Annotated in this window: 9 protein-coding genes, 1 tRNA gene, 2 rRNA genes, 1 other RNA gene and 1 other annotated feature; of the genes, 12 read left to right on the top strand and 1 reads right to left on the bottom strand. The window is 33.6% G+C overall.

From position 1 onward, the window contains the following. Positions 1–211 precede the first annotated feature (211 nt). The 12 genes from CDIF1296T_RS00095 (at position 212) to CDIF1296T_RS00150 (ending at position 10,878) form a co-directional block, all read left to right on the top strand. A 23S ribosomal RNA gene (locus CDIF1296T_RS00095) occupies positions 212–3,109 on the top strand. Positions 3,110–3,236: 127 nt separating this feature from the next. Next, positions 3,237–3,353, top strand: a 5S ribosomal RNA gene (rrf, locus tag CDIF1296T_RS00100). 125 nt (positions 3,354–3,478) lie between these two features. Continuing rightward, positions 3,479–3,988 (top strand): transcription repressor NadR, encoded by a 510-nt coding sequence (locus CDIF1296T_RS00105; protein WP_003435561.1) that lies wholly within the window; start codon positions 3,479–3,481, stop codon positions 3,986–3,988. Between the two features lie 11 nt (positions 3,989–3,999). After that, positions 4,000–4,881, top strand: coding sequence for a mechanosensitive ion channel family protein (locus CDIF1296T_RS00110; protein ID WP_003426056.1), 882 nt, complete (start codon positions 4,000–4,002; stop codon positions 4,879–4,881). A 127-nt stretch (positions 4,882–5,008) separates the two neighbouring features. Next, positions 5,009–5,214: a binding site (T-box leader), on the top strand. Positions 5,215–5,339: 125 nt separating this feature from the next. Next, positions 5,340–6,611: a serine--tRNA ligase gene (gene serS, locus CDIF1296T_RS00115; RefSeq protein ID WP_003435562.1), complete on the top strand. Its 1,272-nt coding sequence runs from the start codon at positions 5,340–5,342 to the stop codon at positions 6,609–6,611. 320 nt (positions 6,612–6,931) lie between these two features. Further along, positions 6,932–7,387 carry a nucleoside deaminase gene (locus CDIF1296T_RS00120; protein ID WP_003421624.1) on the top strand — a complete coding sequence of 152 codons (456 nt, stop codon included), beginning with the start codon at positions 6,932–6,934 and terminating at the stop codon, positions 7,385–7,387. Next, positions 7,388–7,479 (top strand) — tRNA-Ser (locus CDIF1296T_RS00125). Between the two features lie 37 nt (positions 7,480–7,516). Next, positions 7,517–7,781, top strand: an RNA gene (ffs, locus tag CDIF1296T_RS00130) — signal recognition particle sRNA large type. Positions 7,782–7,857: 76 nt separating this feature from the next. After that, complete coding sequence (gene dnaX, locus CDIF1296T_RS00135; protein WP_003421622.1) at positions 7,858–9,495, top strand: DNA polymerase III subunit gamma/tau; 1,638 nt, start codon at positions 7,858–7,860, stop codon at positions 9,493–9,495. 58 nt (positions 9,496–9,553) lie between these two features. Further along, positions 9,554–9,904 (top strand): YbaB/EbfC family nucleoid-associated protein, encoded by a 351-nt coding sequence (locus CDIF1296T_RS00140; protein ID WP_009887752.1) that lies wholly within the window; start codon positions 9,554–9,556, stop codon positions 9,902–9,904. A gap of 12 nt (positions 9,905–9,916) precedes the next feature. Further along, positions 9,917–10,516 (top strand): recombination mediator RecR, encoded by a 600-nt coding sequence (gene recR, locus CDIF1296T_RS00145; protein ID WP_003421618.1) that lies wholly within the window; start codon positions 9,917–9,919, stop codon positions 10,514–10,516. Positions 10,517–10,656: 140 nt separating this feature from the next. Next, entirely contained in the window at positions 10,657–10,878 is a 222-nt protein-coding gene (locus CDIF1296T_RS00150) for a hypothetical protein (RefSeq protein ID WP_003421616.1), read from the top strand. 70 nt (positions 10,879–10,948) lie between these two features. Here the strand turns inward: CDIF1296T_RS00150 and ugtA are convergent, their stop codons facing one another. Beyond that, positions 10,949–12,154: a glycolipid MHDRG biosynthesis glycosyltransferase UgtA gene (gene ugtA, locus CDIF1296T_RS00155; RefSeq protein WP_003426064.1), complete on the bottom strand. Its 1,206-nt coding sequence runs from the start codon at positions 12,152–12,154 to the stop codon at positions 10,949–10,951. Positions 12,155–12,258: the final 104 nt, after the last annotated feature.

Genomic DNA, 12,258 nt, shown 5'->3' on the forward strand with positions numbered 1-12,258 from the left:
GGAATAATCTGAGTGAATACGAAGGTTGTTCGTTGACGTGGTGCGTTAGCACTTTAAGCAACGGAATTTATTCGTTGGCGCCGTGCTTTAGCACTTTGAAAACTGCATATATATATTTAGTGATATGACATCTAATTTGTAATATATAAAGCTGATAACTTTTTAAAATTATCGAAGTTGATAGCTTCTAATCTATCAAACCTTTTTAACTGGTCAAGTTATTAAGGGTGCAGGGCGGATGCCTTGGCACTAGGAGCCGATGAAGGACGTGATAAGCTGCGATAAGCTTCGGGGAGTTGCACGTAAACTTTAATCCGAAGATTTCCGAATGAGGAAACTCACTTAGAGTAATGTCTAAGTATCATTAAGTGAATACATAGCTTAATGAGGGGAACTCAGGGAACTGAAACATCTAAGTACCTGAAGGAAGAGAAAGAAATTCGATTCCGTAAGTAGCGGCGAGCGAACGCGGATTAGCCCAAACCAATAAAGTTTTCTTTATTGGGGTTGCGGACATATCATAACGAAGAGGTATCGTAATTGAAGAGGTTTGGAAAGACCCACCACAGAAGGTAATAGTCCTGTATGTTAAACGAGAAGACTTTAGATATGATCCAGAGTACCACGGGACACGTGAAACCCTGTGGGAAGCAGGAGGGACCACCCTCCAAGGCTAAATACTACCTAGTGACCGATAGCGTATAGTACCGTGAGGGAAAGGTGAAAAGAACCCCGGGAGGGGAGTGAAATAGAACCTGAAACCCTGCACTTACAAGCTGTGGAAGCACATTTCTTGTGTGACCGCGTACTTTTTGTAGAACGGGCCAACGAGTTACGTTAAGTAGCAAGGTTAAGCACTTAAGGTGTGGAGCCGTAGCGAAAGCGAGTTTTAACTGAGCGTTCAGTTACTTGACGTAGACCCGAAACCGGGCGACCTACCCATGAGCAGGATGAAGCGAAAGTAAAATTTCGTGGAGGTCCGAACCCACGAGCGTTGAAAAGCTCGGGGATGACTTGTGGGTAGCGGTGAAATTCCAATCGAGCCCGGAGATAGCTGGTTCTCCCCGAAATAGCTTTAGGGCTAGCCTCAAGGTGAGAGATACGGAGGTAGAGCACTGAATGTCCTAGGGGGTATTGCACCTACCGAAGACTATCAAACTCCGAATGCCGTCATCTTATACTTGGGAGTCAGACTGTGGGTGATAAGATTCATAGTCGAAAGGGCAACAGCCCAGATCGTCAGCTAAGGTCCCTAAATGTAAGTTAAGTGGTAAAGGATGTGGGATTGCACAGACAACCAGGATGTTGGCTTAGAAGCAGCCACTCATTCAAAGAGTGCGTAATAGCTCACTGGTCGAGTGATCCTGCGCCGAAGATTTCCGGGGCTAAAACTTACTACCGAAGCTACGGCATCAGTAATGATGGGTAGGGGAGCTTCCCATACGGGTTGAAGCATGACCGTAAGGACATGTGGACAGTATGGGAGTGAGAATGTTGGCATGAGTAGCGAGATGTGGGTGAGAATCCCACAGGCCGTAAACCCAAGGTTTCCAGGGGAAGGTTCGTCCGCCCTGGGTTAGTCGGGACCTAAGCTGAGGCCGAAAGGCGTAGGTGATGGACAACAGGTTGATATTCCTGTACTACTGATAACCGTTTGAGAGAAGGGATGACACAGTAGGATAAGCTAAGCACACTGTTGGTTATGTGTGCCCAAGCATTGAGGCAGTCAAAGTAGGCAAATCCGCTTTGATAATGCTGGGATGTGATGGGGAGCGAAATTTAGTAGCGAAGTAGCTGATTTCACACTGTCAAGAAAAGTCTCTATCGAGGTTAAAGGTACCCGTACCGCAAACCGACACAGGTGGGTGAGGAGAGTATCCTAAGGCCAGCGAGAGAACTGTTGTTAAGGAACTCGGCAAAATGACCCCGTAACTTAGGGATAAGGGGTGCCACCATCAGGTGGCCGCAGAGAATAGGCCCAAGCGACTGTTTACCAAAAACATAGGTTTCTGCTAAGTCGCAAGACGATGTATAGGAGCTGACGCCTGCCCGGTGCTGGAAGGTTAAGGGGATCTGTTAGAGCAATCGAAGCAGTGAACTTAAGCCCCAGTAAACGGCGGCCGTAACTATAACGGTCCTAAGGTAGCGAAATTCCTTGTCGGGTAAGTTCCGACCCGCACGAAAGGCGTAACGATTTGGGCACTGTCTCAACAACAGACTCGGTGAAATTGTAATTCCGGTGAAGATGCCGGATACCTGCGACAGGACGGAAAGACCCCATGGAGCTTTACTGTAGCTTGACATTGGGTCTTGGTACTACATGTACAGGATAGGTGGGAGGCTTTGAAACCAGGACGCCAGTTTTGGCGGAGCCATCCTTGGGATACCACCCTTGTAGTACTGGGACTCTAACCATAGGCCATGAATCTGGTCTTGGGACACTGTCAGGTGGGCAGTTTGACTGGGGCGGTCGCCTCCCAAAAGGTAACGGAGGCGCTCAAAGGTTCTCTCAGTACGGTCGGAAATCGTACGTAGAGTGTAAAGGCAAAAGAGAGCTTGATTGCAAGACATACAGGTCGAGCAAGGATGAAAATCGGACTTAGTGATCCGGTGGTTCTGCGTGGAAGGGCCATCGCTCAACGGATAAAAGCTACCCTGGGGATAACAGGCTTATCTCCCCCAAGAGTCCACATCGACGGGGAGGTTTGGCACCTCGATGTCGGCTCATCACATCCTGGGGCTGTAGTAGGTCCCAAGGGTTGGGCTGTTCGCCCATTAAAGTGGTACGCGAGCTGGGTTCAGAACGTCGTGAGACAGTTCGGTCCCTATCCGTCGCAGGCGTAGGAAATTTGAGAAGACCTGTCCTTAGTACGAGAGGACCGGGATGGACGTACCTCTGGTGTACCAGTTGTTCTGCCAAGGGCATGGCTGGGTAGCTATGTACGGAATGGATAAGCGCTGAAAGCATCTAAGCGCGAAGCCAACTTCAAGATAAGATTTCCCACCGCAAGGGTAAGACCCCAGAAAGACTATCTGGTTGATAGGTCGAAGGTGTAAGTGCAGCAATGTATTTAGCTTATCGATACTAATAGGTCGAGGACTTGACCAATATTTATTTGATGTTCATTCATTAAGATATATGTGTAGTTTTTAGAGTGCTAACTCTAAAGAAACTAGTATTACTAGGTTCTATAAACTTATTAAAAACTTAATAGAAATATTAAGCATAAAGATTATGTGGTTACAATAGCAGAGAGGATACACCTGTTCCCATTCCGAACACAGAAGTTAAGCTCTCTAGCGCTGATGGTACTTGGTGGGAAACTGCCTGGGAGAGTAGGACGTAGCCACGTAGTCTTTTTTATTTATTATAAAAGTTAAGATTAAATAGAATATAAAGTCAATATTGATTTATAATAAGATAAAATATAAAATTATATAGTATAGGTAAAGTTTTTATTTGGAAAGAAGGTGTAATATGAATTCTAATGAAAGAAGAAGTAAATTAATAGATATTTTAAAAGAATCTAAGCATCCTGTAAAAGGTGGAACACTAGCTGAACTATTAAATGTAAGTAGGCAAGTAATAGTTCAAGATATAGCCCTTATAAGAGCTAGAGGATTTGAAATAATAGCTACACCTCAAGGATATATAATATATAATCAACCGTATTTTACAAAACAAATAAAGTGTAAAAATCATAAGGATTCTAAAGAAATTTATGATGAATTAAAGATAATTGTAGATTTAGGTGGTATTATAAAAGATGTCATTGTAAATCATCCAACATATGGTCAGATAACTGCAGAACTTAATATTTATTCTAAAATGGATATAGACAACTTTATGAAGAAAGTTGAGACAAATGAATTTAAACAATTATCGGTTCTGACAGAATGTAGCCATATTCATACAATTGAGGCAATAAAAGAAGAAACTATAGAAGCTATAGTAAAAGAGTTAAAGGACAACGGAATATTATCATAAGGAGGAGTTGAATGAATTTTTTATCATTGGCTAAGACTGCCTCAACAAATAGCAATATAACTAAGAGAACTTTAGAAAATATGCTCGATAATTTTAGTGATAATATACCAAATATTATATATGCAATAATTGTATTTGTGATAGGTATTTATATATCTAAAATAGTAAGAAGGATGGTTTCAAAGTTTCTAATCAAATATGGAATGAGTAAAGGTGTAAATAATTTTATTGTATATGGAATATATATATCTATGTTATCTATTATATCATTGATAAGCTTAGGTATTATAGGGATACAAACTACATCAGTTGTAGCTGTGTTAGGAGCTGCTGGATTTAGTATAGGTTTAGCTTTTAAAGAAATATTATCAAATTTAGGCTCTGGTATGATTATTTTATTTTTTAAGCCATTTAATATAGGTGATTATATTCAAGGTTCAGGTGTAGAAGGTACAGTTTCTGACATACAAATATTTAGCACTGTTCTTAAGACACCAGATAATAAAACTATAATTATACCTAATTTTCAACTGACAAGTAATAATATAATTAATTACACACATCAAAACAAAAGAAGAATAGATTTTTCATATAATATTTCATATGATAGTGATATAGATGTAGTTAAGTCTATATTAAATGAAATTTTTACAAACGAAAAAAGAATATTAAATGATCCAAAGCCTATAATAGGTTTAAACTCTATAGGAAATAACACCATGCAAATAGTTGCTAGACCTTGGGTAAAAACTGATGATTACTGGGATGTATACTTTGATGTAATGGAAAAGGTAAAAAATAAATTTGATGAGAATGATATAAAAGTTCCATTTGTTCCTTCTTCATTATTATTTAATAATACAGGTAATCTAAATACAATGGATAAAAGATAAGGTCTTAATTAAATAGAAAAAATGAATTTAATATAAAAAATTAAAGAAAATTCTAAAAAAATTTGAATAATAGTATTGAAAGATGTTAATATATATAATATAATGATTATCAAATAAAACAATTAGTTAAAAAGCTGTGAAGGAAAATAGTAAAAAACAGATTGTATTCAGAGAATGAGTGGATGGTGAAAACTCATTACAATGGTTTTTGAATCTACTCTAGAGCTTCTAGTTAAAGCTAGACGTTTACCTACGTTATAGGTCTGAGAGGATTATACATTTTAGTATAGTCAATTAGGGTGGCAACGCGGATAAAAGATTTTCGTCCCTTTTATAGGGTAAACGGAGGTCTTTTTTTATTTTTAAAATTTGTTTAAACTAAGAGTTTACAAGTATAATGTTTGTAAATTAAGTTGGAATTATAACTTATATTATCAAAATTATTAGGAGGAATTAATATGTTAGATATTAAAAGAATAAGAGAAAATCTAGATGATATCAAAAAAGCTATGGAAAGAAGAGGTGAAAGAGAATTTGACCTTGATGCTGTAGTGGAATTAGATAATAAAAGAAGAGAAATACTTCAAGAAGTTGAAGTTATGAAAAATGAGTTAAATGTAAATTCTAAAAAAATACCTCAATTAATAAAAGAAGGAAAAGATGTAACAGAAGAAAAGGCAAGATTGAAAGAGTTATCAGATAAGATAAAAGGTATTGATGAGAAAGTAAAAGAAGTAGAAGCAAAAATGGAATATACATTAATGAGAATACCAAATGTTCCTCATCCAGAGGTACCACAAGGTGAAACAGATGAAGACAATGTTCAAATAAGAACTTGGGGAGAACCTACTAAATTTGATTTTGAGCATAAAGCGCATTGGGATATAGGTACAGGTCTAGGTATTTTAGATTTTGAAAGAGCAGGGAAAATAACTGGGTCAAGGTTTACTTTATATAGGGGATTAGGAGCTAGATTAGAAAGATCTTTAATGAATTTCTTTTTAAATACTCATACAGCTAAGCATGGCTATACGGAAGTCTTACCTCCATTTATGGCCAATAGAAATAGTTTTATAGGGACTGGTCAACTTCCTAAATTTGAAGAAGATATGTTTAAAATAGAAGGATTAGAGTATTTCTTAATACCAACAGCTGAAGTTCCTGTTACTAATATACATGCTAATGAAATATTAGATGTTGCAGAGCTTCCAATTAAATACTGTGCATATACTCCTTGTTTTAGATCTGAAGCAGGTTCAGCAGGAAGAGATACAAGAGGTTTAGTTAGACAACATCAATTTAATAAAGTTGAATTAGTTAAATTTGTTAAACCAGAAGATTCTTATAATGAATTAGAATCATTAACTCATGATGCTGAAACTATGTTACAAATGTTAGGTCTTCCATATAGAGTTGTAAAAATATGTACAGGAGATTTGGGATTTACAGCTGCATTTAAATATGATTTAGAAGTTTGGATGCCAAGCTACAATAGATATGTAGAAATATCTTCTTGTTCAAATTTTGAAGATTTCCAAGCAAGAAGAGCAGGAATAAGATTTAAAAGGGATAAAAAATCAAAAGCAGAATATGTTCATACATTAAATGGTTCTGGATTAGCGATAGGAAGATGTTTGGCTGCTATATTAGAAAATTATCAGCAGGCAGATGGTTCTGTAGTAGTTCCAGAAGAATTAAGACCTTATATGGGTGTTGATGTTATAAAATAAATTTATATTAATTGTATATGTAGAGTATGCTTTGATGAAGAGAATATATTATGAGTAAACAATAAATAAAAAAACTATGAAATTATTATAAATATTAATTTCATAGTTTTTTTATGTTAATTTACACAGCAGAATTTTCATCATAAAACACTAAATATTTTTATAAAACACTCTTGTATGAATATCTAAAAATTATTTTAGAACTAATTTAAAAAAAATATAGCTATATATAGTAATAATTAAATAAACAAAATAAAATTAAGTTGAATTATAAAATGAATTATGATAAGATAAGTTTGTTATAAGTTTTGGGAGGAATTATGGAAAGTTCATTTTATATGAAAGAAGCATTAAAAGAAGCATATAAAGCATATAATAAAAAAGAAACACCAATAGGTGCTATTATAGTTAAAGATAATCAAATAATAGCTAGAGCTCATAACCTTACAGAAACGTTAAAAGACTCTACGGCACATGCAGAAATTTTAGCGATAAAACAAGCATCAGAAAAATTAGGTGGTTGGAGGTTGACTGATTGTGATTTATATGTTACAATGGAACCTTGCATAATGTGTAGTGGCGCAATAGTTAATTCTAGAATAAAAAAGCTTATAATAGGGACAAGACATGTAAAAAATTCATATATAGAAAAACAGCATGAGTTTAAATTAGATTATTTTAATAATAATAATGTAAAAGTAGCTTTTGATGTTTTGCAAGAAGAATGCTCGATCATATTGCAAGAATTTTTTAAGGCATTGAGAAAAAGAGATTAAGGAGAGATGGTCGAGTGGTCGAAGGCGCTCGCCTGGAAAGCGAGTATATGGGTAAAACTGTATCGTGGGTTCAAATCCCACTCTCTCCGCCAGAAACAATGAAAGTAATTAAATATGGTTGTAATTTTGCTGTACTAGATGGGGAGGTAGCGGTGCCCTGTAACCTGCAATCCGCTATAGCAGGATTGAATTCCATCTAAAGGCTTATTTTCTGTAGGGCCGCCCTAAATAAGTGGTGTTGATGCTTAGGTCCTGCGCAATGAAAGCTCATGAACCCCGTCAGATCCGGAAGGAAGCAGCGGTAAGTGATCACTTTTGTGTGCCGTGGGGGTGCCTAAGTTGAGCTAACTGTTTTGGTAACGCCTATGGAATTAAGTCGATAGATGGTGTACAGCATTTAATATATAAAAGACTAATCCCTTAGATAATGAGGGATTTTTTTATTAATTTTGCTAAAGAGAGGTAAAAAGATGCATAAAGCATTATATAGAGCATATAGACCACAAAAATTTGAAGATGTTATTGGTCAAGATCATATTATTAAGACTTTAAAGAATCAAATATATAGTGATAATATAGGACATGCTTATTTGTTTTGTGGAACAAGAGGTACTGGTAAAACATCTACTGCAAAGATTTTTTCAAGAGCAGTAAACTGTTTGAATAAAATAAATGAAGAACCGTGTAATGAGTGTGAGATATGCGAATCTGTATTAAAAGATAATACAATGGATGTTGTAGAAATAGATGCAGCTTCAAATAATAGTGTAGATGATATAAGAGAGCTTAGAGAAAGTGTGAAATATTCTCCAGCCAATGCTAAATATAAAGTATATATAATAGATGAAGTTCATATGTTGTCTCAAGGAGCTTTTAATGCATTATTAAAGACCTTAGAGGAACCTCCATCATATGTAATTTTTATATTAGCAACTACAGAGCCTCACAAAATACCTGCAACCATTTTATCAAGATGCCAAAGATACGATTTTAAAAGAGTTACAGTTAAAGATATGACCCTTAGAATGAAAAAGATTTGTGAAGATGAAGGAATTGATATAGATGATAAAGCTCTTAATTTAATAGCTAGAAATTCTCAAGGAGCTCTTAGAGATGCACTTAGTATATTAGACCAATGTATGTCTTTTGGAGAAAGTAAGATAGATTATAAAGATGTTGTTGAATTAATGGGAAGCGTAAATATAGAACAATTATTTGAATTGTCTCAATGTATTGTAGAGCAGGACACTAAAAAGTCTCTTGAGATATTAAATGAATTTGTCTTATGGGGCAAAGATATAAGAAATCTTATAAATGACTTAATTGATCATTTTAGAAATTTAATGGTATGTAAGGTTTCATCAGAATTGGATGAAATAATTTCATTACCAGAAGAAACTATAGAACAACTTAAAATTCAGTCTAAAAATATAGATATAAATGATTTAATAAGGATTTTAAATATATTATCAATAACTCAGGATGATATAAAGTCATCTTCAAATCCAAGGGTTTTAGTGGAAATAACCATAATGAAAATTGCTCAACCAATGTTTGATGAAAGTAAAGAAGCTCTTATAAAAAGAGTTGAGAACTTAGAAAAAATGATTGAACTGGGGAACTTTAAGTCTGAAAAAATTGGGAATAATAAAGAAAAAGAGTATGAGGTCGATAGAGAAATAGATGTAAAACAAGAAAATGTAGTTTATGAAGATGTAAAAAATGAGGACGTTATACTTATAGAGTCATCTTGGAAGAATATACTTAAACAAATTAAAAAAGATAAAAAAATGCCAATATACGCACTCTTAAGTGAAGTAAAAAGTTTTAATGTATATTCTAATATGTTGTATGTTATATTTGATGATAAATTTGATTTTGCAAAAACTAGACTGAGCTCTCAAGATACAATAAATTATTTAGAAAAAACAATAAGAGATGTTTTAAATAGAAGTTTTAATGTAAAAATAGTACTGACATCAGAAGTTAAAGATATAAATCTTGAAGTTAAAGAGAAAAAGGACATTGGTGAGGAAATATTAAAGAACATAGTGAGTGAAGAGATATTAGAAATAAAAGATAGTATTGATGAAAATGAGAGTAAATAATAAAATACTATTATGATATAATAATAAAATGAAAATAAGTTTAGGAGGAATAGTGTTTATGGCTAAAAAAGGTTTTGGAGGCGGAATGATGCCTGGTGGTGGAAATATGAACAACTTGTTAAAGCAGGCTCAAAAAATGCAAGAAAATATGCAAAAAGCTCAACAAGAGTTAGAAAGTAAAGAAGTAGAAGCTTCAGTTGGTGGAGGAGCAGTTACTGTAAAAGTTAATGGTAAAAAAGAAGTTATAGATATAACTATCAAGCCAGAAGTAGTTGATCCAGATGATATAGAAATGCTACAAGATTTAGTTTTAAGTGCAGTAAATCAAGCATTGAGAAATATTGATGATATACAAGCAAGTCAAATGAGTAAGGTAACTGGAGGTATGAATATACCTGGGTTATTCTAGTAGGTGGTATTTATGCAAGTTTATACAGGTCCCATAACGAGACTTATAGAGGAATTTTCAAAGCTTCCTGGAGTAGGAAGAAAGACTGCTCAAAGATTGGCTTTTCATATTATTAATATGAATACTAATGATGTGGAAGCTTTATCTAAAGCGATTATAGATGCAAAAAGAGAAATAAGATATTGCTCAATTTGTTGTAATATAACAGATACAGACCCATGTAGCATGTGTTCAAATAAAAGTAGAGATTCAAGTGTTATATGTGTTGTGGAAGATCCAAGAGATGTAGCAGCTATGGAGAGAACGAGAGAGTTTAAAGGACAGTATCATGTATTAAATGGAGTAATTTCTCCAATGGATGGAATTGGACCAGATATGTTAAAAATAAAGGAACTTATCCAAAGACTTGGCAATCAGGAAGTCAAAGAAATAATAATGGCAACAAATCCTACTATTGAAGGTGAAGCTACAGCCATGTATATTGCTAGGTTAGTAAAACCAATGGGAATCAAAGTCACTCGGATAGCTCATGGTCTTCCTGTTGGAGGCGATTTAGAGTATGCAGATGAGGTCACAATATCAAAAGCACTAGAAGGCAGAAGAGAAATATAAAAATCGAGGTTAATACCTCGATTTTTGTAATTTTTTGAGTTAAATTCAAATTAATTTTGATTTAGATTTATTGAATAAATTTCTTCTGTATTGTATAATTTGTTGTATAAATCATTTAAAAATTTTGATAGGGGTGCAACATGAAACCAATTATGAACTTAGAAGAACATAATGCAATGAAAGAAAAAAGAGTTAAAAAAATGAAATCAAAAGATAAACCTAAATATGATGATTTTGAGGATATAAGTTTTTCTAATAAGAAAAAAACTAAAAAAAATGTACGAAATAAAAATGCTGAATTTAGAAATAATTATAAAAATTATCAGTATGATTATGAAGAAGACTTTTATGAACCAATTTAATATTAAATAATTAGAAAATAAAAAATCCCTAATAGATAATATATATACTATAGGGATTTTATTTATTTTATCAACCAGAAATTATATTTAAAATTAAATTAGCTATATTTTGGGCTGAATTTGACTTTCTTATTGATTTAATATTTCTTTTTAGCATTTCTAATCTGCTAGGGTCATCTATTAAAACTTTTAGTAATATTGACAAGTTATATTTTTTTGTAGTTCTAAGTGCTGCACCACAATTAGATAAGAAATCAAGATTCTCTTCTTCCTGACCTGGTATATAATAAGGAACTATCATAGGTACATCTTTTAAAAGAGCCTCAGTTGTAGTAAGTCCACCAGGTTTGCTTACTAATACATCTATAGAAGCTAAAATATCATTCATCTTATCAGTGTATCCAAGAACACATACATTTTTATCATGATAACGAGACATAAGTTTTTTTTCGATTTTTTCTTTTAGGCTTTCATTCTTACCAGTAATTACAAGTATTTGAAAGTCTCTATCAGTATCCAGTAATTCATCAAGTGTCTCTTTTATATTTCCAGCCCCAAAGCTACCCCCCATAAGTAAAACAGTTAATTTATCAGGAGATAAATTCAACTCAGAAAGAACAATATCTTTATCTCTGTGAGAGAGAAAAGATTTTTCAACAGGGATTCCAAATGTTCTAATTTTACTCGGTTCAACTCCATCAAACACCAATAATTCTTTTACATATTCATGACCAACAATATAGTAATCAATTTCATTTTGTATCCATGTAGAATGAGTAGTATAATCGGTTAATACAGAAATAAGCGGAGGAACATTAATGGTATTTGTATAATGTTTATAAAAATGCTCTGTGTAAGCATTTGATTCATTATTATGTAAATTAAAGTTTTTTTTCAATGTACTTAGAGCAATCATTGGAAAAGGATGCGTTCCTATAATCAAGTCTGGTTTTTCGCTTCTAATAAGCTTTTTAAATTTTTTAGCCATGAATGTTATTAGTAGATTATCTTTAAATTCATTTTTTGACAAAAGATTTGTTTCAGATAATCTATATACACTTCCATAGGCTTTGGGAGTATATATAGCAGATTTTTCGTATCCTCTTGAAATTATTTTATCCATTGTATTATTAACTAATTTCAAACTATCTATTATTTCACATTCAATTGGCTCTCCATCAAGTGTTTTGGAAGTAAGTTCTTCTTTAATAGCTAGAGCAGCCCTATTATGCCCACCACCAGTGGAAGCAGACATTATTAATACTTTTTTGCTCATAATAAAATCCTCCTAAAATGTAGCATAGTATTTATATTATATTTTGATATATAAAAACTGTCTTTGTGAATAAGGTTATTGATAAATTATTTTTAATATTAATC

It is taken from the genome of Clostridioides difficile ATCC 9689 = DSM 1296 (assembly GCF_001077535.1).
In the GTDB taxonomy this organism is placed as follows: Bacteria; Bacillota; Clostridia; order Peptostreptococcales; family Peptostreptococcaceae; genus Clostridioides; species Clostridioides difficile.